This window comes from Brevibacillus sp. LEMMJ03 (assembly GCF_007197875.1).
In the GTDB taxonomy this organism is placed as follows: Bacteria; Bacillota; Bacilli; order Brevibacillales; family Brevibacillaceae; genus Brevibacillus; species Brevibacillus thermoruber.
Window position 1 is genome coordinate 1 of sequence record NZ_VKJN01000004.1, and the last position, 22506, is coordinate 22506.

Below are 22506 nucleotides of genomic sequence, written 5' to 3' on the forward strand. Positions count from 1 at the left end.
CCCCATAAAGAATATCCCCTCCAAATAAACAGTAATGGTCTTTCTTTTTACTGTCTACTTAAAGGGGATAATATCAAACAACTGTGGGAGGGCTTTTTTACCGCTAAATTTTATTTAAAAGGGGAGAAAAGATGATTGTTTATTATTACAGTCATCCTTCCTTTTGCTTTCCATGACGCGGTTGTCCTTCCTTTTGTTTTCCAGTACTCGGTTGATAATTATACTATGCCCTTCGGAATAATGAAATAGTGCCAAATTCCAAGCTGTATTATCCTTAACACTTTCATATTGGAGGCCATTAATTCCTGCTACTGCGCAACATTGTGCGAGGAAATTAGGAAAAATGTATTCTCTCGTAATAGCACCTTCATTTAGAGAGGGCATTGTTACAAGATCTTTGATATCGAGATCTCGTACATCCCAGACCTCAATGTTTTTTACTAGAACAAACTCAGCAATTTCTGCAACATCGTGTTCCCGATTACCAAGTTTGATTTCTTCCAAGGTAACTTCCTGTGAACTTGTTAGATATAAAACCGGTACACCGATAGGATTAAAACGGCCGTGGCTGGGAATTCCTACTGGTGGTGCCCACAACTCATCAGGTCTATATGGAACGTTACGTATGCTATTGTCTCTGGCACGAGCTCGGTAGAAAATAGTACCTTGTAACATTGTACAAATACCTGGAATATTTCGGTGATATATTTGATCAAATATTTTCTGGCCAATAGGATGATGAATTCCCAGCATGGGATATTTCAACAGAAATTCAGCAAATATACTTGCTTCATCTCGTCTAATGTCGAAGGTACGTAGTGCAATATCCAAAAAATCTGAATACCAGAGTTTAACATCATCCTGTGTAACAAATGCTCCATATGTTCCTATATAGTTACCGCAATGACATTGCAGTCTTTCAGCCACTTCATCGCTGATATCGTCTGGAACCTGATATTCTGCACACAATTCGTGACCTTCACGTAAATTGTCCGGATTACCATGGTGATATTCATACGCTATTGGCCCATCATCACAATCGCTACATGCTATAATATCCTTGCTTAAATGTTCTGCTATTATGTCGATTATTTCTTCCTTGACATAATCTTCATCATCAAAAATTATATCCCCTAAAGAGAGTGAACTCTTACAGTTAGGACAACAAAGTCCATGAATTCTTTCTCTCCACTCTCCAGGATCAATTCCTTCTTCTTTGAAAACCTGCCAAATGAATCGTACTGAATTAAGGTGTATTGATGGCAGAAGATTATATGTAAATTCAAACAATTCTATAAGGCAGTTCTTACAGCCGGCGATATCCATAGATAATTCCATTTTATTTTGATCCCACATAGTAATATCCTCACAACTCTAATATTGATTAGCGCTGTATGATTTGCAAAGAATTGTACATGAATATTATACCATGTTCATATCGACGACTTATATTTTTTGCACGTTCTCATATAGTTTGTATTTAGGCTAAGAACATGACGTACCTCCTTCAATTCCCCCAATACGGTGGGGGATTATTTTTTTGCTTGTTGAGGCATCATGGTGAAAGGAGGGAGCTGCCCATGTGTGGACGGTTTACGCTTGTCACAGACCCGGAAAAACTGATGAGTCGATTTCACCTGCAGGAGATCCCGTTTGATCTGAAGCCGAGGTACAACATCGCCCCCGGCCAGCAGATCCCGGCCATTCTTGCCGACGGCGGACGCCGCAGAATTGGCTAATTGCGTTGAGGACTGCTTCCATCTCGGGAAAAGGACGAAAAGAGACATCAAGATGGGCGGAAGATAGATAACTTATTTGGCTCAATGCGGATGATACTGCCGGAACACAAGGCGAAAATCCAACGTATGAACGCGGAAAGTCCGGCGTATGACTAAGCGATTAAAACAGAAACGGTGACGTAGATATTGGAGGAGAGAATGAAAATAAAATCCACAGTGAATAGTTACTGAGCTGTAATCAGAGGTAGAGCAAAAAGCCCGGAGAAACTCTATTATTGAATAACTCAACATGTTTTACAGCAAACGTAATCAGCCAAGATGCGCCCATAATAATTGAAGTATATGTAAAGTTGGTCTTAACCTCGTGTAAAGAGAAATGTAGAATACTTACATTTAGTACTAAAGTACTATTTTCATCTATAGCATATTTATAGTAAATTTTGGATTGTGTACCAAAAGGGTTCTTTTTGGAACAAGTAGTAATGATTTGTAAAAAAACAAACAAGGAGAGTACTTTTTATGATTGCGAAACGCTTTGGGATTATGGTCCTTATGTTTTCACTAATCTTACAGCTTCTAAGCCCTTATGTTAGTAAAGCAAGTGCCGCTTCAATTCATGAAGATACGCATAATTATGATTCGGTTGATTATTTTTATAATATCAATGATTCTGACGAGGGCCAAGATACTACTCAAGAACAGGGTAATGGAGATGTTACTAGTATCAATGATTCAAATGTAGATGATTTGAATGAAAATCAAAGCCAAGATGAAGAAAGTCAAGTTCAAGAAGAAAAACAAAACCAAGATCGGGTAGATGAAGAAGATGTTATCGAGGGAGAAAACAATGATAATGATGTCCCTAATGATATAGAGAAGAATGTTAGTCTAAGGGCTACGAAAGAAACAATCACCTTATATAAAGGGGAGAGCTATTGGTTTATAGAATCGCCTACCGGAAGCGCAGCCTATATTAATAATGATGCTTCTAAAAAGGACGGTAAATACTTTGATTACATAACTTATGATAAAGATGGAAAAATAAAACGACAAGGGCTGAATACTGATAATGAACCATATATAACCTTAGGTGAACGAGCACTTATTACAGTTACTTCAGAATTGCCAGTTACTTTCACATATTATCCTGTTAAAACATCTGTTGAACCAAGTACAAACCCAGCCCTCGTAAAAGCTTCTTCAAGCTATGGTCAAAGTTTTATCTTTATAAATGAGAGTGACATTGAAGGTATCTTAGAAAACGATGCATCATCGACTAAAAAATATGATTTTTCAGTATATGATGAGAATGGTGATTTGGTTGATTACGCTGCGGATTCATTTGCGAAGCCAGTAGTACCCCCTGGTGGGAAAATTGTCGTTACCAACAGGTCTGACCAAACGATTACGTTTGGAGGAGGTTATGAACTCTTTAATGTAAACGATTCGGACGAGGAAGCATTAATAAGGCAAGAGATTGTTAGCGGACAAAGTTACAGTTTTATAAATACGAGTACTACGTCTAAAGTACTTATAAATGATGCTTCTTCGTCAGAAAATAAAATGTTTGATTATGCTTTATACAATAGTGATGGCACAGCTAAAAATGAAGGCATAGATAACACATCCGATCCGTCTATACCTACAGGGGGAAAAATTGTTGTAACGGTAGAAGATGGTAACCCAGTTACTTTTGTTTATCATCCAATGGTATTTAAATGTGATGTAAGCGAAGATCCTGCATTGCTAAAAATAACCTTAAATAAAAATGAAAGCTATTCTTTTACAAACATAGGAGACACAGTTATTTATCTTGAAAATAACGCAGACGCTACGAAAAGGTTTGATTATACATTATATGATCGAGATGGGGTTATTATAAAGCAAGCATCAAATGCAAATGCAAGGCCCTCGATTCCAGCGGGTGGTAGAATTGTAGTAACGACAGTTTCTGATCAACCAATAACGTATTATGGCTATTATAAACTTTTATATGGGGATACCACCACAGAACCAGCATTACGTAGAGTCACTGTAAGTAAAGGAGAAAGTTATGTTTTTACAAATATAACAACCACATCCAAACAAATCAAAAACGATGGGGTTACTCCTTCTAAGACGTTTGACTATGCCATCTACCTCAGTGATGGCACAGGATATAAATTAGATTACAATTCAGTGACAGAATATTATATTCCCTCAGGTGCAAAAATGGTAGTCACTACCGTGAGTGATGAACCAGTCACTTTTATTTATAATCAGGAATTCTTTGTATCTGAAAAATCGCTTAATCCATCATTATTTAAGAAGACAATAAATAATGGTGATACGCTATCACTTTATAACCATAGTGGGAAAGACGCACAAATTAAAAACAACGCATCTACTACAAATAAATATGATTACACTTTAATTGACGACGAAGGTAATATCATTAAAGAAGTGAAAGATACTTTAGAAGAACCATTTGTCCCGTCAAAGGGTAGGATAACAGTAACCCCCAAGAATGCTCCTGTGACATTCTACACATTCTACGAACTTTTTACAGAATTTAATAATGATGATATGGATGGCGATGGAATAAGTGATGATATCGAGATAACAGGGATTCGAATTGGTTACCAGGGGCACTATATTAGAACAATTACTACTGATCCAACCCAATGGGATACCGACGGAGATGGAATAAATGATGGTGCGGAATTATTAGAACTCAAATACTACAACAGCGATGGTAACTTTTACGAAGCAATAGACGATCCTACTTCATCTGTGAATGGTTCGTTAGTAGAGGGAGTACTCTTCGATATCCCTATTCTTTACGATTATCAGTCTGATGACATTGAAACAATAAAGGCCATCCTCCTGCAGATTGAAAATTATAAAGACAAGTTGAAGCAATATCATGAAGATATAATTGGGTACGCTAACTCCGATTCCTTAAGCAGTTTGGGAAAAGATCAAGTGCTTGATTATGTGTTTAAAATTGACAATGCTGCCGTCTCATTCTATACACTAACCGAAACGTTGGTTACAAGAATAATATCAACAGGAAACGTATTGGATTGGAACTGGCTCATTGAAAATGATATCGAATATATGACGACTTATGGAGAAGATAATACTCCATCAGCGAGAAGTAGTGGTGTCAGCAACTGGCTTGCTGTTTTTGGAACTGAGGTTCATCAGCAAGTTTTTAAGAAATTTGAGAGTGACCCACGTATTCGCCCACATGGCATTACCAATACTCAAATTGCAAATACAAAATTAAGGCCTGACATGGTTTATGATACTGGTTATTACGGTAATATGAACTATGTAGAAATATTTGAGTTAAAACCGATAACCTGGAGTCTTTACGTGAACCCAAAAAATTACGCACTTGCTCAGGCTCAGTTAAAAAAATATATCTCTGCCTATAAAATAACTTATCCAAACAAGAATGTAGCTCCTGGTACAATAGCCACGTGGGACGTCATTTATCATGTGGTAGACATACCAAAATATAAAACTGCAGTTGTCCTATATCAATTCGATAATCAACCAGGCATGGTATATTACGCGCAGTTTCGATCTGACCGTACTCACATAGACAAATATGTGGTAAAGATGAACCGAAAGAAATATACAACTACTATCAACGGCAAAAAAGTAGAAGTAGAAACAATCGCGAAGGATACGCGAACAGGAAAAGTGGCTGCCATAGCCATGATTGGAGGAGCGACCATTATTATCATCGGAACGATTGCGGAGGACATTTTTACAGCTGGAACAGGAGTAGCAGATGATCCGGCATCATTTGCTGCGGCAGGGGGACTCCTGCAAAATGCGATTACAATTTTACGTACGGCGCCATAAACGAAACCTGGCAAGCCCCCTCTTGCCGGGAATGTTTAGGAGGGGAATTTTTTTGAGCGAATTCACGTTTGCCATTCTTGTCAAGGAAGTAAACAAAAGGAAGATAAACAGCGCAGTCCGTAAATGGAAAGCACCGTCTTGCCTGTTTCCCGCCAACGAAACATGGTATGCGGTTGTCACGGAAGATGGAGCGGAAAACGGATCGGAACAGGCGCGACAATTATCGGCTGAGCTGAACACCCATTCGTTTTCCTTCGTCCATGCAGAGGATTACGGATGGCACTATGAGCTGTATGAAAATGGCGAGCGAAAGGGAACGCTGGAGTTCAACTATGAAACATGCGATCACAGTAACATTGACGATGCGAATGTTCCCCTTTTAAAGAAACTGGCCATTGATGAAGTAGCGCTGGGACGCCTGGAGCGCGTTCTTGGCGCCAGAACTCCTCAGGCGGAAGATCTGTTGCACAGCGTTGAGCATTTCAAGCAGGCGTTGGGATTCGAAAAGATTTCCTGGATTTCGTATGAGTACGTGTCCACCATGTCCAAACGCCAGCTTGACGAAATAGGGGCAACCTTCATCAAACCAGCCACAAAGAGATTCTTGGCAGACAAAGTTATTGTCGAAATGCTCGATGAACCGTTACGTCACATGGGGTATGTCTACGAGGAACGACCAGAAATGAGTGACTGGCTGTACTTTGTCAAACGTGAAAACGGCTTTGATTACGGATTGATCATCGATATGACGCATAAGAATACAATCGAGCCCAGACTCTTTACCCCTCGCAACACCGGGGCAAACATGTTCTATATAGCTATGAGGGGATTAAAAAGGTTCGAGTATGCGAATGAACATGAGCTGCGCCAGCACCTTGAGGAAATCGTGCGGGTGTTTCAGCAAACAGGTGATCCGTGGCTGAAAAAGAACAGGATCGAGATCTTTGATGCCAACCCCCTTTATGTAGAGATGGCTGATCCATTTATGGCGGAATACTCGTTTCAACGCATACACATGGATGATCATATTCTGTTTGGCGGCAAGGCGATTTACCAAGGCAATCGGATGCAGATTGAATTTACACATTTTCCCCAAATAGCCAGTATCGTTACGTATCTGGTCGAGGAGACAGAGAAAAGGTCCTTACAGGATTTTTTAGTGGAACACAGAGACACATTACCGGTCGATATCAGAACCATTCATTTCTCGTTTCAAAATCGGGATGAATTTGTACAGGCGCTGGAGCGTACCTTTGATTTTCTGCGTTTTTATTTCAAACAGAAACAGGCAGATTGACGGATTTATCGTCAGGTAGTAGCTTGCCTGGGCTGTTGGAGAATGGTGAACCAGACCAACAACCCACGCGGGAAATGTGATGGGGAACTGCTGAAGGGATGTGCGAGAAGAAACTCTATAACTTTCCCTGCAATTTTACAGCGTCAAGCGTCGAACAAAGCATCAAGGCCCTTCTCGACCGAGGAGGGCCTTGATGTTAATGCAAAATAGCTAAGAATGTATTAAGGTGCTCCATATATTTTTCGGAAGGCCGGTACTCATCTTTCTCCCATCCTAATATCATACTCGGACTCAACCCAAAAATCTCTCCAAATTCTCTTTTGTTATATCCATGATACAGTCGAGCCTTCTTGATCCGCTGGCCTAGTGTATGTTCCGGAAGGTTCTCAAAACAACCAAGGTAAGCGATTGACACTCCCAATGCTTCAGATAATCTTCTAAGATTAGGCGGGCTTACTGTTGACTTGTTCTGTTCGGCCAGACGAAGAGATCGGACACTGAGACCGGTTGCAGCAGCAAGATCGACAAGCAACATGTTTTTCGCTAAGCGAGCACGTCTTATGCGTCCACCTGGTGAATCATCTTCTGGCAATGCAGGTGACGTTGAAGTTTCCCTGTGAATCGCAATTTCTAGGTTGTTATCTTCACGCTTGTCCCTGCGGCTTTTACGGCTCCCGCGACCAGCGCGAATGCACCTGCACGCCGCAGCAAATCCAAAAATACCGGGCCAAGCTGTCCGGCCCGCTGCTTGACCGGATCGACCTGCATCTGGAAGTTCCCCGGGTGCCGGTAACGCTGCAGGAGCGGCCTCAAGCGGAATCGTCCGAGGGGATCCGCCGCAGGGGGGAAGCAGCGAGGGTCGTTAAATGCGAGCGTTACCGGCACCGCCCTGGGGCTCCCTTCAACAGCGCGATGAACGGAGAGGAGCTGCGCCGGTATGCCGGCCTGGACAGAGAGGGGCAGAAGCTGCTGCAGCTCGCCTTTGAAACACTCGGCCTGAGCGCCCGCGCCAACCAGATCGTCAAGGTGGCCCGCACCATTGCCGACCTGGCGGGAGCGGAGCAGAGCAGATCGAGGCCGCCCATGTGGCGGAAGCCGATCCGGTAATGGGGATTTTTATACCTGGTCACATGGATTGACGTGTTTCCATCTTATGTCTGTAATTCCTTTATCTCCTTCTTTCATTGGATATGGGAGACAGACGCCTTTTTTTCATGTATTCCGTCAGATATGTGTAATCCAATCACACCAGCGATTATCGCAGCGATAGACAAAATTTTCATGATCGAAACAGATTCCTTGAAATATAGAATCCCGATGGCTGCGATAATAGCGGTTCCTACTCCTGACCATATCGCATACGCCATACTTACATCAATATGCTTCAGTGACAAGGTTACAAGCGTAAGACTTAGTCCATAAAAAACAAAGATGGTAATGGAGGGGAGTAGCTTCGTAAAGCCTTCCGACAATTTCATGGACGTCGTACCGATTACCTCCGAAAGAATTCCTAACAAAAGGAGTACCCAACTCATTCGATTCCCTCCTTATTTTTTACATGGCCAAACAATCAATGGAACCTGTTACGGTTCCATTTCAGTGTGTAGACAAAGTGACTGCTGGGGGAGAAGCACGTTTCCGTCATCCGCTCCGTGCTCGCCCAGCGGGGAAGCATAGACTGCACGCTCCGCACCGATTTGCGGGGGATCGCCAAAGCCGCATCGCTTTGCAGCCCATTCAGAGGTGGCGCTCCTTTTTCCCGCAAATCGCTGCTCCGCTCGGTAGGGCTCACAAGTCGCTCTGCCTGGAAACATGCTTCTCCTCGATGCAATCGGTTTGTCTTCAGTCTGCAATGGAACCTATTCGGTTCCATTTCTCTTCACGATTGATGGATACCTAATATGGACGATCGCCGACAATGGCCACGCGTTCAACTTTACGCGGGTACGGATAATAGTCGGAAACAGCGTAATGTTGCGTCGCCCGGTTATCCCAGAAGGCAATGGAGTTTGGCTCCCAGCGAAAGCGCACCTGGTACTCGGGGACATGCGCTTGACGGAATAGATATTGAAGCAGTTTTTCGCTTTCAGCTGGGTCAAGCCCGACGATTCGGGTTGTAAAGGATGGATTCACGAAGAGCGTCTTCCGACCGGTTTCCGGGTGGGTGCGAACCACGGGATGCTCAACAGCCGGGAATTCCGCCTGTCTGACAGCCAACTCTTCCACTGTCATGAGATGACTGAACGCAGGCGTGAAGTCGTGCAGCGCAGTAAGACCCTGGATTCGCTCCTTCACGTCCTCGGGCAGATTGTCGTATGCTGCCCCCATATCCGCCCAGATTGTGTCGCCGCCTACAGGGGGCGCTTCAATCATTCTCAGTACCGCAGCTTTCGCCGGGTTGATACGAAACGTCACGTCGGCATGCCAGACGTTTTCGGAGCCGGCTTTCTTTTTGTCTCTGGCGAATCGTACGATTTCTTTTGATTGTCCCTTTTCGATTTTATAAAACGGGTGAACTTCCAATTCACCCCACAGCCTGGCAAATGCCAACTGCTGCTCACTGGTGATTGGTTGGTTGCGGAAGAAGATGACCTTCCACTCTAAAAGGGCTCGATGTAACTCAGCTTGGAGTTCCGGCGTAATCGTCTCTCGCAAGTCTACTCCGACAATTTCAGCACCAATGAGCGGGGTGAGTGGCTTCACTTCGAATAACGAGTAAGGTACTTCTTCTACGCCTTCAGGCAGGCGTCTCAAAATGCGGGGGCCTTCGTGGATTTCGCGATTTTCGAATTGGAGTGGGCGCGTTTGGTCAATACGAAGGTTAGACATACGACATGCTCCTTTCAAGTACCTTTTATCGTTGAAATGATAGAATCACGTAGATCGTGAAATTCCCTTGCCTGTTTCAGTTCGTCAACGGGTCGATTGTGATGGGATAACGGATTTACGATGTCTTTTACAATTCTTCCGGGATTGGGGTGCATGACGACAATACGCGTTCCTAACAACAGGGCCTCTTCTACATCGTGAGTGATAAAAAAGATGCATTTTCTTGTTTTCTTCCAAATCTGAAGAAGGTGGTTCTGCATGCTCTCACGCGTCAAGGCATCCAGTGCACCAAAAGGTTCATCCATTAAGATCACTTTTGGATCGGCAGCCAGTGTTCGAGCAATGGAGGCACGTTGTTTCATACCGCCCGAAAGCTGAAACGGCCACAATTTGGCTGAGGATTCCAACCCGACCATGTTCAAATAGTATGAAACAATTTTCTGCCGTTCCGTCTTTGAAACAGATTTCATTTGTAAACCAAACGCTACGTTTTTTTCAATGGATAACCATGGAAACAGGTTGTGATGTTGAAAGACGACGCCTACGTCAGCATTTGGTCTTACATGTTTCTTGCCTTGAATGATCACTTCACCCGATGTAGGCTTCTGAAACCCGGCCAGCACATTCAAAAGAGATGATTTTCCGCATCCGGATGGTCCCAGCACACAAACAAAATCATTGTTGTCGATGTGAAGATTGATATGATCGAGAACATGTAACGAATGACTCCTGCTTTGGTAATGGAGGCACAGATCCTTTACTTCGATCAATGGAACACGGGTCATCGGTTCTCTGATTGATGGAGAAGATAAGGGTAACACAAACGCCACTCCCTTATTTGTAAAGATCCCGTAACAAAGCCTGCTGATAGGTAGTTACATCCGGAGCAGATGGGATTGCTTTCTGTGTAACCAGATAGTCCCCCGTATCCTTTAACACCTTGGCTAATTGTCCGGGTTGGCCGGATTGGCCAAAGTATTTTTTCTGTTCAGAAGCATCCAGCCAAATGATTTGCCGCATTGTCTGCAGGCTTTCTTCTGGAGACAGTTCCAATTCTTTTGAGAGCAATTGAGCGGATTGTTCAGGTTTTTCACGATAATAATGAACAGCTTGATCTAAGAGGGAGATATATCCTTTTACAATATGTGGATATTTTTGGGCAAAGTCCTTATGAACGATCCCGAATTCGGCGGTAACCACCCCTTTATCGGCCAATTCTTTTGAGGTGACAATGACCGTTCCGCCATCGCTCACAAGTTTGGCTTGGGTAGGCTGCCAGATATAGGCACCGTCAATGTCATTTCGCTTCCAAGCAGCATAGATATCCGGCGGCTGCATATCAAGAATGGTGATCTTGTCTTTTTCCGGATCCAGCCCTGCCGTCTTCAAGGCTCCAAGTAAACTGAAATGAGAGGTCGAACTAAAGGTTGTTGCGATCTTTTTCCCTTTCAGATCGTGTAGCGATTGAATCCCGGAACTTTTTTTCACGATCAATGCTTCGCTTTCCCCGATGACATCATGCAAATAATACACCTGGTACGGCAAACCTTTGGCGATTCCTATGGCGCCGGGAGGAGTTCCAACAAGGCCAAAATCAATGCTGCCGCTGGCCATCGCAGTATTTACATCTCGTCCTGAATCAAACTTCAACCAATTTATTTTCGTATTCGGGTAGTTCTTTTCTAATAACCCCAATGCTTTCGCCAGCAGTTCCCCATTGGGTGAAACTTGATAACCGATCCGGATTTCTTTTGGTGCGTCTGCTGTTGCAGATGATGATCTCTCTGGCGAAGCATGTGATCCTGTGGAGGTCACTTGATTCGAGCAGGCGGTGGCCAGAGTCAGCATTGTCGCAAATAGCGAGATCAACAACCATTTGATGTTTGGGTGAACAGACATGTCAGGTTCCTCCAAAAGTAAGATTAATCTTCGGTTCCAACCCATGGAAATTGACGGAGTTGAAACCATCTGATGATCCAGTCCATGAACATGGCGATGGTCCCCATCAACATAATTCCAACGAAAATAATATCGCTTCGCAAATATTTGCTCGCGTCCAACACCATCCAGCCTATGCCTGAAGTCGCTGCTACCATTTCTGCGGCAACCAATGTCGCATAGGTGACGCCGATTGCTGTTCGCAGCCCGGTAATGATGTCAGGCAGACAAGATGGAAAGATGATGTAAACCAATACCTTCCACTTTGATGCTCCCAATGTGAGAGCGCCATTGATTCGATCGCGCGGAACTTTCTGTACACTCGATACGGTTGTAATGAACAATGGGGCAAAACCGGTTAGAAATAATAGTGCGACTTTCGATTTGTCATCGATCCCCAACCATAAGACAAGCAAGGCATAATACGCCAATGGCGGAAGAGGCCGATAAAATTCAACGATTGGATCAAAAATGGCACGAAAGTATTTGGAGTATCCGCACAGGATCCCTAACGGCACAGCCATAACCAAAGCAAGAATCAGTGCCAGAAATAACCGATTCAGGCTGTTTGCAATGTGGTCAAGTAGGGAGGACCCTTTATATCCTTCTTGTAAAAGATCCAACAATGCGATCCATACCGATTGGGGAGTCGGTAAGAATAGAGGATCGATCCATTTGAAATTTGTACTAACAGTCCATAACAGAAGGATCATAACCAAAGTGACAGCGGATACTGCCTTGACGGGGAGGATCTTTTCGCGTTCAAACAACCTCGCTTTCTCCTTTCACAAATGATCGCAAATCCAGAAACTTCCCATCGAAAAAATAAGGAGGTCCAATCCCAAGCAAGAAATGCAAGGATGTGGACCTCCAGTTCGTCTGGTCGGTACAAACAATCATATTCCGATGTATTTACTTGGTATTATCTTAGCAGGGGCTACTGCTGATGTCAAGCGGAAAGGATGTCATGTCGAACAGGTAAGGAAAAGAGAAGCAGCGAAATGCGTGTGGCAGTCCGATGAATTGCAGCGCCGGAAGCATGGAAGGGGAGCCGATAAAAGCGAAAAGCGGCGAGATGATGATAAAAAAGTGTTGATGAACACTGGATCGCGGACATTCGCCAGAAAGCCGCCGATCGCCCGGTCCGTTTGATCGGGCAGCGACCAGCAGGGAAAAGAACCCGGTAGTGATAAAGAGAGGGTATGCCGCGAGAAGAGTGGACGGAGGAGAAGCGGCAGCGCTAAGCCAATGCCGGATGGACAAGACCAGGTGGGAGGTTTGCGACGCAGATGGTGGCGGGTTTTCTGAAAGAGCTGAATGGTTGACCGTTGGCGTTACGTATGTTATCCTCCTTTCTGCTTGTAATTTACATTTTGTGAAGAGAATGGAATATGATGATTGTGAACTTTTGGGATATTGAAAGAGTTTTTAGATTCAAAGATGCAGAAGCCTGGGAAATGAAAATCAATGAGAAGATTTGTAGATTCATTATTATTGACCAACGTAGACCCGCTTCTCAAAAGGATTATCCTTACCTAAATGAAAAAATTGACAGTAGAGAGAACCACATTACCTGTCATATTGTAACAACGAGTATATTTGATGATACAGAAAAAGATGAGCTTTGTTCCATAACTGGTGTTTTTCTATCTCACTTAGCACAAGCCCAATGCAGTTGGAATATCAAATTTTATGAAAAAGAAAATGTGGAAAAAATTACAACATCTCTTATGTCTGAATTCACATCACTTCAACGAGAAGAACTGAACTTCACCTACTTTTCCCAAGATTAAGGAAAATTGGTATGAAGCGTACAGTTAATGGAAGAGGAATCCAAACTGGACCGCCCCGGAAAATGATGAGCTGATTTCACTACAGGATATCCCGTTTGATCCGCGGCACAACATCGCCCCCGGTCAACCGATCCCGGCCATTCTCGCTGACGGCCGTCGCCGCAGAATCGGCCAATTGCGGTGCGGCTTGGTTCCGTCGTGGGCACAGGACGAGAAAATCGGCTACAAGTTGATCAACGCCCGCGCCGAAACGCTGCAGGAGAAACCAGCCTTTCGGAGACTGTTTGAATGCAAACGCTGTATGATCCTGGCCGACGGCTTCTATGAGTGGAAGCAGATGGATTTGTTCAGAAAAACGGAATCAATCAATGGTAATGGTTTTATGATTAATAAATTCCAAAAATCCCCATAAGAGAATAGAGAATGATAGTTGAAAATAAGATGGTCATATGAAGCAGGGAATAAATAAACATTGATTTTGCCCATTTCTCTGAATCCATTTTTTTATAACCGAAAATACTTACAATAAGCCATAGAACGCTTAAAAGAAGGGCTACTAACATAAGTCCAAGGCTTACCGTTCCTAAAAGAAAACTTGTTGCAATTAAAACAAGTAAATAAACATTGGTTTGTTGATATGTTCTTTTAACCCCTTTGACTACTGGAAGCATAGGAACCTTCGCCGCCTTGTACTCATCGTGTTTCCAAATAGCGATAGCATAGAAATGCGGCATTTGCCAAATGACTGTAATCACAAAAAGACCAAGAATGGCTGGATGTGTTATGTCTGGATAAATAGCAGCCCATCCTATGAGAGGTGGCATTGCTCCAGAAATACTTCCAACCTCTGTATTATAAATTGTTTTTCTCTTACTCCACATCGTATATGGGACGATATAAATAAACAAACCTAGAAACCCTAGGAATGCTGCTAGGGGAGTTGTTAATGCAAGAGTTACGATTCCGAAGATAGACATGAAGATACCAAGCCATAATACTGCTTTAGGCTTTATTTCTTCTGTTACAGTTGGTCTGTTTTTCGTTCTCTCCATAATGGAATCGATATCCCGGTCATATAAGTTATTAAAAGCTCCCGCTGCACCCATCACGAAAATCGAACCAATCAAAGCAAATATGATTTTTGGAATTTTCTCAAATATACTGATTTGATATGTATATAATGCCAATGTGAATCCGGCAAACAACGGAATCAGGTTTGATGTAATAATCCCTGCTTTAATCGTTTGTGCCAAAATTTTTGACATGGTCTGTTTCGGTGTTGTAAGGTTTCCTTCCCCTCGCATGAGTACCCTCTTCCCCTTTTACTAGATTATCTATGATTACTTCCAACGTGATAATAAAATAATTTATATACTAATGGGTATTTACATACCAATTGGTATATTAATGCTGTATGGTATGATTGTCAAGAGAGAGGGAGGGAAGAAGAATGGTAAGGCGCAGATTAACCCAAGAGGAGCGAAAAAAGGAAACACGGCAATTACTTTTAGAATCAGCGGTTGAGACCTTTGCTCAATTAGGCTTTCACGGAGCTTCTGTTGATAAAATTGCAGAAAATGCTGGATTTAGCAAAGGGGCGTTTTATGCTCATTTTCATTCCAAAGAAGAGCTCTTTTTAGCCATTTTGGAACAACAAATGCAATTACATGTGAACAACGTCCGTCAAGTAATAGACCAACAGCAATCACTTTCACATTTTATTGAAACAATGAATGAATATTTCCTTTCAGTTAGGCAGAAAAATCGAACATGGAGCATGCTTACCATGGAATTTCTTCTTTATGCGATGCGTGAAGAATCGGTACGCCATAAATGGTCTAACATGATAACGCAATCGGTAGAACAAATTTCCAAGGCCATTGAGAAATTGATGTCGAAAGAGAATCATGAGTCTACTCTATCTGCGACTGAAATGGCATGGACGATTCTTTCGTTAGAAAATGGTCTGGCTATTTTTTATTATATTAGTGAAGACCGCGTGCCCCTTCATTTATATGGGAAAGCACTACAAAATATGCTCCTGTTCCCACGTTAGAAAAATAAGTCTAAACGGTGGTATTATCCCCTCAGGGTAGGCAGTAAACAAAGAGTTCTGGATAAACTCATTACTGTTGACCGGAGGGGATTTTTCGTGCCACCAAAGAAGGAACAGATCTTTACTCGTTATCGTGAGGATACGAAGTACGAGGCTGTTCGCTTGTGTTTGGAAGAGAGTGGAGCTATCAGGGGATAAGAGAAAAGCTGTTTCGATGACTCCGGGCGCGACACCGCGAGTAACCCGGGAGGCCATTCGTCAGTTGCGATTATCATGCTTGGTTTGCGAACAGGCCGATCGTACGAAAAACAGTCGACCGCAAACAACCATGTTTACGCCTGATCAAGGGACTGGTATGGGGCTTCACCAGGTTGTTCCCTATGCATGCAGTCATATGCCGATAAATTGGTCCCATTTGGAAAAAACAAGTGTGATGTCCGTCACAGCTTTTCCATACGGCTCGGATGTATACTCGAGATGCAGGAAACCGGAAACGAAGGAGTGATTCGCATGAGCCAAGTGCCCCATCATTGCAGCATGATGTCGGGGAGCCATGCACACGTGACACTTTGCGAACCGCTGGCCCAGTTGAAACGAGAGCATGGCCCCCTCAGGGAACAAATGGATGCCTTTGCCCAGTTGGCAGCCCAAATTGGAATGGATCAAGCAAAAACGGATTGGAGCCGGCAGCTTGCCGAGCTGAAAGAAAAGGTGGATGCCTTTCTCCGGGAGCTCAACCCTCACTCCGAGCGGGAAGAGGGAGCCCTTTTTCCGCTCATGGCGAACTATATCGGCAGGCAGGTGGGGCCGATTGCCGTGATGGAATACGAACACGAACTTGCCAAGCGTAACCTGAAGACGTTCAAAGAAGCGATGGAACACGTGAAGGAGCCGGTGGATGCTGAACACGCGAAAGAGATCGCTTCCTATGCACTGCAGGCCCATGCCGTTTTAACGGATCATTTCACGAAAGAAGAGAACGTGCTGTTTCCGATGGCGGAGAACATGCTGAGCGCGGAAGAAAAGGACGAGCTCAGCCGTGTGCTGCTATCCTGATTGATGTTGATTGGCAGGAGATGAAAGAATGAAGAAATACCCGCTGTCATTCGAAGAAACCTTTATTCGGCCGATGCTGGATAATGGGGTGTCGAAAGTCGTGAAATTCTCGTTTCCAAAAGGAAAGAGATTACAAAAACACAAGACGTCGAGCGATATTCTGCTATTTGTGCTGCAGGGAACCATCCGCTTTACCGCCCATGAAGAAGTGGAACTGGCTGCTGCCAGCATGATCAGCCTTGAGAAGCAGGTCGAGCATGCCATCGAAGCATTGGAAGACAGTGTGGTCGTTCTGGTGCTGACACCCAGCCCAGAAGCCCATTCGATGTTCAGCCCGTAATGGAATCGTTTCAGACCTGCCGCTTGCGTTCTCCCTGTTCGGACCGGCGGGTCAGCCAGCGCTGCAGAACGATGGCTTGGTTGTGGACGGCATCTTTCGCGGCGTAGACCAGGGTGACGTTTTTTTCAACCGCGATGCCGCATATCCGATCGGCGAGTTCATTCCGGATCGGATCTTCCGCCAGTTCCCGTTCGTATCTTTCAGTAAATTCGGCAAACCGCTCCGGTCGGTGGCCGAACCACTTGCAGAGTTCGGAGCTCGGGGCGATGTCTTTCATCCACGCGTCGACCGCTGCCCGCTCTTTGGAAATGCCGCGCGGCCAAAACCGGTCAACCAGGATGCGGACGCCGTCTTCAGGGGAGGGCGGGTCGTAAATTCGTTTTACCGATATCTGGTGCACCATTGGACAATCAGCCTTCTTTCCTAACTTGCCGTACATTGTTTTCGTCAAGTCCATTATAACACGACGGAGACAAGAAACGAACGTAGGGTGCCCAAGCCAAGAAACGTGCAGCAGCACAAGATCGAAACGGGAATGGAAAAGACCTCACATCGAGGTCTTTGTGTGGTTTACGTTGAACCGATATCTTGCTTTTTCGCCTTGCTGTTGAGCAGAAACAGAACCCACCAAACGAACAATAACAAATAACCTGCGATTGTGAATACAGTCCACATTTCCCCTTGCTGCAATTGATCAAGGAAATGTTCAAATTCGTTCATACCTTCTGCTCTTCCAATACTGTTTATCAAAGAAATGATGGGAACTGTTACGGCAAAAAGAATGGCTGCAACGGACAACCGTATCCGTTTCTTTCGTATCACACTATAGATGGCAGTCCCTGCTGTTGATAAGAAAAACAGATAATAGATCACCCAAAACCAATTCGGAAGCGTCTCCCAATACATTTTTCCACCCCTTTGTATGTGTAGCGAGTAAACCATGGGTGTGAACGCCGTGACCTGCATGGAGGAATAGACAGGGGGATGTCGGCAACAACGGTTACTGTTCACCCCATCGTTTTAACGCATCCTTGTCCAAAATGATGATGCCCGAACGGTGTGTGTCAAGAATTCGCTGCTTTTTCAGTTGATTGACCAACCGATTTACGGTTTCTCTGGATGAACCGATCGCATTGGCCAACTCCTGATGGGTCATGGGCAACTCGATGTACACACGGGAATCGTTCACTTCTCCGTGTTTATCTGCCAATTGCAACAGAAAGAAAGCAATCCTGCCGTGCACGTCGTGACCGGTAAACGGCTGAAGTTTTTGCTGGAGTTCGCGAATTTTGGCCCCCATGACATCGATGACCTTGATGGCAATCGACGGCATCGACAAGATGAGCTGTTCAAAAGCGTGGACGGGAATTGTCAGGACGTGAGTGTCCACAAGGGCTTCCGTCGTCGCCGGATAAGGCGTTTGCGTAAAGAAACCGGTATGCGGAAACATATCTCCGGTCTGCAGCAGCGATACGATTTGTTCATGGCCCTCCTCGTCGGTTTTGTAGGCTTTGACAAGCCCGTCCTGAATGAAAAAGACCGCTTCTTTTTCGCTTCCTTCCATAAAGATGGTCGTCTTTTTCCGGAACAAGCGATGCATGGTGATTTCTTCGACGCGGGCCAGTTCCTGTCGGTTCAAGTCGCGGAATAAAGGAACCTGCTGCAAACAATCCCCATTTCTCATACATAGTCCTTCCTCAAGTAATTTCTTCCATTATTATAACGGATCAGAGCGATCTTTTTGAAGTGACATGCAAGGAACGGAGAACCTCCGGATGGAGGTCGCATGGTGACTTGCCATTCGCTGGTCAAGGAGTCGGGAAACGCCTTGGGGGGGCCGTCTGCCTGGAGGCGGCGGCGATGAAGCTATAGAGAAAGAATCCGGTGACGGCAGACCTTTCAAGCCATGGAAAGAAAAGCGTGCACCATGGGTTTGCGAAAGAGACCGATACGGTTTCGTCGGACATCCCCGCATAACATGGTGCACGGTCATGACATTCCATGCCGTACAGCGGAAGTTATTTCGCCAGCATGTCAGCCAAATCTTCTTGCGGGTCCCCAATTACCTTGAGATGAAACGTGTTTTGCAGGAAGTGTACTACACCTGGGGTTAAAAATTCCGGAACCTTCGGACCAATCCGTATGTCCGTGATTCCTAAGCTGAACAATCCCAGCAAAATGGCAATCGCTTTCTGCTCGAACCAGGACAGTACAATGCTGACCGGCAGCTCGTTGATGTCACAGTGGAGAGCGTCCGCCAACGCGCGCGCAATTTTTACCGTGGAGATGGAGTTGTTGCATTGCCCCAGATCAATATACCGTGGGATGCCTGTATTTCCTACGGTTCCAAAATCAATATCGTTAAAACGAAATTTCCCGCAGGAGGTGGTTAAAATGACCGTATCATTTGGAAGCGACGCAGCCAACTCCCGATAGTAATTTCCACCCTTTCCAGGGGCATCACAACCGGCGATCACAAAAAACCTCCGAATCTTGCCTTCGTGTACGGCCGAAATCAGTTCCGGCGCCAGACCGATCACGGTTTCGTGGTGATAGCCGGTGACCAGTTTCTGATCCGAGTCGATATGTGCCGCTGGCAGTTGCAACGCTTTTTCGATGATCGGAGTAAAATCGTTATGTTCAATTTTCGTAACGCCTTCCAGTCCTGCTACTTCATAGGAGAAGAATCGGTCCGAGTAGGTTCCCTTAATCGGCATCACACAATTGGTTGTCGCCAATATGGCCCCAGGGAATTCTTCAAACAGTTTTCGCTGATCGTACCAGGCCTTTCCGATGTTTCCCTTTAAATGAGGATATTTTCGTAATGCAGGATATCCGTGGGCAGGCAGCATCTCCGAGTGCGTATAAACATTGATTCCTTTGCCTTCTGTTTGTTTCAGCAATTCTTCCAGGGCAAGCAGGTTATGACCGGTGACGACAATACATTTTCCTTCGATTTTATTTTGCGTGACCGTAATAGGCTGAGGGATGCCAAATCGTTCCGTATGTGCACGGTCCAGCAGTTCCATCACTTTTATCGCTGCCGACCCAACTTTCATCGCCATGTCAACATGTTCCTGGAAATGAAAATTTACATTTGTCAAAGTGAAGTACAGGGCTTCATGGGTAATCGCATCCACTTCGGGGTCCGTATACCCCAACTCCCTTGCATGTGTTGCATAAGCAGCGATTCCTTTGAGGGCAAATACAATCGTATCTTGGATGCTGGCCAGATCTTCATTTTTCCCGCATACGCCGACTACTTTGCAGCCGCCAGTCGCTGTTTGCTCGCATTGATAACAAAACATGGATACGTCCTCCTTCTCCTGTTCAATGTGGGATGTGTGTGAGCCATCCCTGTGTCTGTTTCCATTATGCGTAAAAAGCGTTTGTTCAGATGTGACGAGCATCACACTTTGTGATTCATTTCACAAACATGACAAAATTTCACGATACCGCCGTGCGGGCGAACTGACGTCGTACAGAAACCATCCCCGCAGCGGAGGGATGGTGCTGCCTCGCGAACGCTCGCTTTTGTTGTTTTTTTGTCAAGGTTTATAGCCCGGTTGAGTCATTTACGAACAGGCCGGGGAGCGCTATGTTGATGGTGTGTTCGGAAAGAAGCAAGACGAAGGGGGGAGAAATCTGTTCGGTAGAAGGAATACCCGCACCATGGCCCGCATGCTGTTGGCCGCAGGAATCGCCGGACTCACGGTCGGGGCCGTTTTTTTCGACCGGGTCAGTGCCGCATCGGTCTCCTTGCAGGAGAGGATCGACCAGGCTCAACCGGGAGCAGTCGTCACCGTTCCGGCAGGAAAATACCGGGGGCCCATTCGCATTACCAAACCGATCGTGCTGCAGGCAGAGGGGGCCGTGGAGATTGCCAGTGATGGAAGCAGCCCTGTTCTGTCGATTCTGTCCGATCATGCCGTCGTCCGGGGAATGAAAATCGTAGACAACCGAATCAATGCCGCAGAAGCGTCCGTGGTCATGAGGGGGAACCACAACATTGTGGAAGACCTTGTGATCGAAACGATGGGAACAGGGGTGCAGCTTCGTGATGCCAGCAACAATACGCTGCGCGGTATCCGCGTGATCGGTCTGGTAACGGACCCGGGCAAGGAACAGGAAGGCCTCCACAACCACGGCCAACACGCGCACCAACTGTCGGGAGCAGCCGGTACAAATCCGGATGTTACGGCCAAAAAGGGAAACGGCTTCGACTTGAATCACTCTCATCACAACCGGATCGTCTCCAACCGGATCAGCAACATGTTTGACGGCATCTATGCGGAAAACAGCAACTTCAACCACATGGAGCAAAATTTCGTGGAGAACTCCCGATACGGTTATCATTTCATGGGTACGTCCTCCACGAAGCTGCTCGGCAACACAGGAAGCGCCAACGTGACGGGCACGATGCTCATGGAATCGGATGGCGCTGTCGTGCAGCATAATCGTTTTGTCAAACAAAGGGAAAATCCGAACGCCCAGGGGATTCTTCTTTTCGACGTAACGGGATCGCGAATCGAGGGAAATCGCATCGAGGGAAACCGTGTGGGCTTGTACATGGAACGGTCCAAAGGGAACCGTCTGGAAGGTAACGAATTCACGCTGAACTTTGTCGGGATGCAGCTCAAACAAGCCTCAGGGAATGTGGTGACGGCCAACCATTTTGTGTCCAATGTCATCCAGGCACAGGCGCAGGACAGCACAGCCAACACGTTGGAGGGAAACTACTGGGACGACATGCAGGGCATTGATCTGGATGCAGACGGCCGCAGCAATATTCCCTATGAGCTCAACCCGTTTTTCCTGGCGTTGACCGAAGCGGTATCGCCCTATCAGATCTTTTTCCAGGCACCCGGTCTTGTGTTTTTGGAGGGGCTTTTTACCGCAGGGACAGACGCGTCCATTCGGGACGGGGCACCATTGCTGTCTCCGGTTATGGCGCAAGAGGACGAACAGCGGGCGGGTCAGCAGACGGCCATGGGCGTACTCAGTGTGCTGCTGATGAGCGGAAGCTGTTTGATCATGTATGGAGGAGTGAGACGAAAATGAAATCTCGGGTGTGGACGATTGGCGCAATGATGATGACCCTCTCCATGTTGATGGGGGGATGCGGCAAGGAGGAAGCAAAACCGGTGGACATCGTGGAAGGCGTGGACAAATGCGACGTCTGCCATATGAATGTGGCCAATGACCACAACGCGTCGGAAATCGTTTTGCAAAACGGGAAAGTGTTAAAATTTGACGATATCGGCTGTATGTACCGCTGGACAAAGGAGCATGAGAACGAACAGGTGGAAGCCCGGTTCGTCCGCGACTACCTCTCCAAGGAATGGGTGAACACCGATCAGGCGACGTATGTCTACGACAAAACGTTCCAGACGCCAATGGGGTATGGCGTCTATTCCTTCAAGGACAAGGCAGCGGCGGAAGCGTTCGTCAAGGAAAAGCAAACCGGTTCGGTTATGAGCGTTCAGGATCTGGACAAGCATGCCTGGGAGAGCAGCATGAAAAAGCATGGGCAAAGTGACGGACATCCGGAATCAGGCCAGCACGGCACGTCGGACGCACAGAAGACACACAACTAGCAG

The 22506-nt window shown here is 45.5% G+C and carries 23 protein-coding genes; 11 read left to right on the forward strand and 12 right to left on the reverse strand.

Annotated elements, in window-relative coordinates; translation table 11 throughout:
• Positions 1 to 114: 114 nt before the first annotated feature.
• Complete coding sequence (locus tag FOI68_RS06445; protein ID WP_143862667.1) at positions 115 to 1356, reverse strand: RES family NAD+ phosphorylase; 1242 nt, start codon at positions 1354 to 1356, stop codon at positions 115 to 117.
• Between the two features lie 224 nt (positions 1357 to 1580).
• Here FOI68_RS06445 and FOI68_RS06450 point away from each other — a divergent pair, with 224 nt between their 5' ends.
• The 3 genes from FOI68_RS06450 to FOI68_RS06460 all read left to right on the forward strand — a co-directional run bounded on the left by FOI68_RS06450 (position 1581) and on the right by FOI68_RS06460 (position 6894).
• A complete protein-coding gene (locus FOI68_RS06450) occupies positions 1581 to 1739 on the forward strand; it encodes an SOS response-associated peptidase family protein (protein ID WP_255433386.1) in 159 nt (52 codons plus the stop codon).
• A gap of 519 nt (positions 1740 to 2258) precedes the next feature.
• Positions 2259 to 5597, forward strand: a complete 3339-nt coding sequence (locus tag FOI68_RS06455; protein WP_143862668.1) for a hypothetical protein — start codon at positions 2259 to 2261, stop codon at positions 5595 to 5597.
• Between the two features lie 52 nt (positions 5598 to 5649).
• On the forward strand, positions 5650 to 6894 hold the full coding sequence (locus FOI68_RS06460; RefSeq protein WP_143862669.1) for a hypothetical protein: 1245 nt from the start codon (positions 5650 to 5652) through the stop codon (positions 6892 to 6894).
• Between the two features lie 196 nt (positions 6895 to 7090).
• Here FOI68_RS06460 and FOI68_RS06465 read toward each other — a convergent pair whose 3' ends face one another.
• Positions 7091 to 7486, reverse strand: a complete 396-nt coding sequence (locus tag FOI68_RS06465; protein ID WP_255433387.1) for a helix-turn-helix domain-containing protein — start codon at positions 7484 to 7486, stop codon at positions 7091 to 7093.
• Here FOI68_RS06465 and FOI68_RS06470 point away from each other — a divergent pair.
• Positions 7468 to 8001: a magnesium chelatase subunit ChlI family protein gene (locus FOI68_RS06470; RefSeq protein WP_255433388.1), complete on the forward strand. Its 534-nt coding sequence runs from the start codon at positions 7468 to 7470 to the stop codon at positions 7999 to 8001. The genes FOI68_RS06465 and FOI68_RS06470 overlap by 19 nt on opposite strands.
• A gap of 74 nt (positions 8002 to 8075) precedes the next feature.
• Here FOI68_RS06470 and FOI68_RS06475 read toward each other — a convergent pair whose 3' ends face one another.
• The 5 genes from FOI68_RS06475 to FOI68_RS06495 all read right to left on the reverse strand — a co-directional run bounded on the left by FOI68_RS06475 (position 8076) and on the right by FOI68_RS06495 (position 12374).
• On the reverse strand, positions 8076 to 8429 hold the full coding sequence (locus FOI68_RS06475; RefSeq protein WP_044898707.1) for a DMT family transporter: 354 nt from the start codon (positions 8427 to 8429) through the stop codon (positions 8076 to 8078).
• A 361-nt stretch (positions 8430 to 8790) separates the two neighbouring features.
• On the reverse strand, positions 8791 to 9723 hold the full coding sequence (locus FOI68_RS06480) for a TauD/TfdA dioxygenase family protein (protein WP_143862671.1): 933 nt from the start codon (positions 9721 to 9723) through the stop codon (positions 8791 to 8793).
• Between the two features lie 14 nt (positions 9724 to 9737).
• Positions 9738 to 10544, reverse strand: coding sequence for an ABC transporter ATP-binding protein (locus FOI68_RS06485; RefSeq protein ID WP_255309628.1), 807 nt, complete (start codon positions 10542 to 10544; stop codon positions 9738 to 9740).
• Positions 10545 to 10557: 13 nt separating this feature from the next.
• Positions 10558 to 11622 (reverse strand): taurine ABC transporter substrate-binding protein, encoded by a 1065-nt coding sequence (locus FOI68_RS06490; RefSeq protein ID WP_143862672.1) that lies wholly within the window; start codon positions 11620 to 11622, stop codon positions 10558 to 10560.
• 23 nt (positions 11623 to 11645) lie between these two features.
• A complete protein-coding gene (locus FOI68_RS06495) occupies positions 11646 to 12374 on the reverse strand; it encodes an ABC transporter permease (RefSeq protein ID WP_143862804.1) in 729 nt (242 codons plus the stop codon).
• 678 nt (positions 12375 to 13052) lie between these two features.
• Between FOI68_RS06495 and FOI68_RS06500 the strand changes: the two genes are divergently transcribed.
• Positions 13053 to 13454 carry a hypothetical protein gene (locus FOI68_RS06500; RefSeq protein ID WP_143862673.1) on the forward strand — a complete coding sequence of 134 codons (402 nt, stop codon included), beginning with the start codon at positions 13053 to 13055 and terminating at the stop codon, positions 13452 to 13454.
• Between the two features lie 139 nt (positions 13455 to 13593).
• The gene (locus FOI68_RS06505) at positions 13594 to 13866 is read left to right on the forward strand and encodes an SOS response-associated peptidase family protein (protein WP_370512109.1); all 273 of its coding nucleotides are present in this window, start codon (positions 13594 to 13596) and stop codon (positions 13864 to 13866) included.
• On the opposite strand, the gene cyoE is transcribed toward FOI68_RS06505, so the two are convergent.
• Complete coding sequence (cyoE, locus tag FOI68_RS06510; RefSeq protein ID WP_143862674.1) at positions 13841 to 14758, reverse strand: heme o synthase; 918 nt, start codon at positions 14756 to 14758, stop codon at positions 13841 to 13843. The two genes, FOI68_RS06505 and cyoE, sit on opposite strands and share 26 nt — an antisense overlap.
• Before the next feature lie 146 nt (positions 14759 to 14904).
• On the opposite strand from cyoE, the gene FOI68_RS06515 reads away from it, so the two are divergent.
• From FOI68_RS06515 to FOI68_RS06525, 3 genes are all read left to right on the forward strand, one after another.
• A complete protein-coding gene (locus FOI68_RS06515; protein WP_143862675.1) occupies positions 14905 to 15510 on the forward strand; it encodes a TetR/AcrR family transcriptional regulator in 606 nt (201 codons plus the stop codon).
• Positions 15511 to 15894: 384 nt separating this feature from the next.
• Complete coding sequence (locus FOI68_RS06520; RefSeq protein ID WP_370512105.1) at positions 15895 to 16566, forward strand: hemerythrin domain-containing protein; 672 nt, start codon at positions 15895 to 15897, stop codon at positions 16564 to 16566.
• A gap of 28 nt (positions 16567 to 16594) precedes the next feature.
• Positions 16595 to 16906, forward strand: a complete 312-nt coding sequence (locus FOI68_RS06525) for a cupin domain-containing protein (protein ID WP_143862676.1) — start codon at positions 16595 to 16597, stop codon at positions 16904 to 16906.
• Positions 16907 to 16916: 10 nt separating this feature from the next.
• On the opposite strand, the gene FOI68_RS06530 is transcribed toward FOI68_RS06525, so the two are convergent.
• From FOI68_RS06530 to hcp, 4 genes are all read right to left on the reverse strand, one after another.
• Entirely contained in the window at positions 16917 to 17309 is a 393-nt protein-coding gene (locus FOI68_RS06530; RefSeq protein ID WP_143862677.1) for a DUF488 domain-containing protein, read from the reverse strand.
• Positions 17310 to 17476: 167 nt separating this feature from the next.
• Positions 17477 to 17812, reverse strand: a complete 336-nt coding sequence (locus tag FOI68_RS06535) for a hypothetical protein (RefSeq protein WP_143862678.1) — start codon at positions 17810 to 17812, stop codon at positions 17477 to 17479.
• 94 nt (positions 17813 to 17906) lie between these two features.
• Positions 17907 to 18590 carry a Crp/Fnr family transcriptional regulator gene (locus tag FOI68_RS06540; RefSeq protein ID WP_143862679.1) on the reverse strand — a complete coding sequence of 228 codons (684 nt, stop codon included), beginning with the start codon at positions 18588 to 18590 and terminating at the stop codon, positions 17907 to 17909.
• A 334-nt stretch (positions 18591 to 18924) separates the two neighbouring features.
• Positions 18925 to 20214 (reverse strand): hydroxylamine reductase, encoded by a 1290-nt coding sequence (gene hcp, locus FOI68_RS06545; RefSeq protein ID WP_029098765.1) that lies wholly within the window; start codon positions 20212 to 20214, stop codon positions 18925 to 18927.
• A 364-nt stretch (positions 20215 to 20578) separates the two neighbouring features.
• Between hcp and FOI68_RS06550 the strand changes: the two genes are divergently transcribed.
• Both FOI68_RS06550 and FOI68_RS06555 read left to right on the forward strand, forming a co-directional pair.
• Entirely contained in the window at positions 20579 to 21967 is a 1389-nt protein-coding gene (locus tag FOI68_RS06550; protein ID WP_255433389.1) for a right-handed parallel beta-helix repeat-containing protein, read from the forward strand.
• Complete coding sequence (locus FOI68_RS06555; RefSeq protein ID WP_143862680.1) at positions 21964 to 22503, forward strand: nitrous oxide reductase accessory protein NosL; 540 nt, start codon at positions 21964 to 21966, stop codon at positions 22501 to 22503. The genes FOI68_RS06550 and FOI68_RS06555 overlap by 4 nt, the downstream gene beginning before the upstream one ends.
• The last annotated feature ends 3 nt before the right edge of the window (positions 22504 to 22506 follow it).

Bases quoted from the DNA above. Each gene is read 5' to 3' on its own strand.
- FOI68_RS06525 (WP_143862676.1), top strand. From the start codon at position 16,595: ATGAAGAAATACCCGCTGTCATTCGAAGAAACCTTTATTCGGCCGATG.
- FOI68_RS06455 (WP_143862668.1), top strand. From the start codon at position 2,259: ATGATTGCGAAACGCTTTGGGATTATGGTCCTTATGTTTTCACTAATC.
- FOI68_RS06530 (WP_143862677.1), bottom strand. From the start codon at position 17,309: ATGGTGCACCAGATATCGGTAAAACGAATTTACGACCCGCCCTCCCCT.
- FOI68_RS06540 (WP_143862679.1), bottom strand. From the start codon at position 18,590: ATGAGAAATGGGGATTGTTTGCAGCAGGTTCCTTTATTCCGCGACTTG.
- cyoE (WP_143862674.1), bottom strand. From the start codon at position 14,758: ATGCGAGGGGAAGGAAACCTTACAACACCGAAACAGACCATGTCAAAA.
- FOI68_RS06475 (WP_044898707.1), bottom strand. From the start codon at position 8,429: ATGAGTTGGGTACTCCTTTTGTTAGGAATTCTTTCGGAGGTAATCGGT.
- FOI68_RS06550 (WP_255433389.1), top strand. From the start codon at position 20,579: ATGGCCCGCATGCTGTTGGCCGCAGGAATCGCCGGACTCACGGTCGGG.
- FOI68_RS06520 (WP_370512105.1), top strand. From the start codon at position 15,895: ATGCAGTCATATGCCGATAAATTGGTCCCATTTGGAAAAAACAAGTGT.
- FOI68_RS06450 (WP_255433386.1), top strand. From the start codon at position 1,581: ATGTGTGGACGGTTTACGCTTGTCACAGACCCGGAAAAACTGATGAGT.
- FOI68_RS06495 (WP_143862804.1), bottom strand. From the start codon at position 12,374: ATGATCCTTCTGTTATGGACTGTTAGTACAAATTTCAAATGGATCGAT.
- FOI68_RS06490 (WP_143862672.1), bottom strand. From the start codon at position 11,622: ATGTCTGTTCACCCAAACATCAAATGGTTGTTGATCTCGCTATTTGCG.
- FOI68_RS06515 (WP_143862675.1), top strand. From the start codon at position 14,905: ATGGTAAGGCGCAGATTAACCCAAGAGGAGCGAAAAAAGGAAACACGG.
- FOI68_RS06445 (WP_143862667.1), bottom strand. From the start codon at position 1,356: ATGTGGGATCAAAATAAAATGGAATTATCTATGGATATCGCCGGCTGT.
- FOI68_RS06480 (WP_143862671.1), bottom strand. From the start codon at position 9,723: ATGTCTAACCTTCGTATTGACCAAACGCGCCCACTCCAATTCGAAAAT.
- FOI68_RS06535 (WP_143862678.1), bottom strand. From the start codon at position 17,812: ATGTATTGGGAGACGCTTCCGAATTGGTTTTGGGTGATCTATTATCTG.
- hcp (WP_029098765.1), bottom strand. From the start codon at position 20,214: ATGTTTTGTTATCAATGCGAGCAAACAGCGACTGGCGGCTGCAAAGTA.
- FOI68_RS06500 (WP_143862673.1), top strand. From the start codon at position 13,053: ATGATGATTGTGAACTTTTGGGATATTGAAAGAGTTTTTAGATTCAAA.
- FOI68_RS06555 (WP_143862680.1), top strand. From the start codon at position 21,964: ATGAAATCTCGGGTGTGGACGATTGGCGCAATGATGATGACCCTCTCC.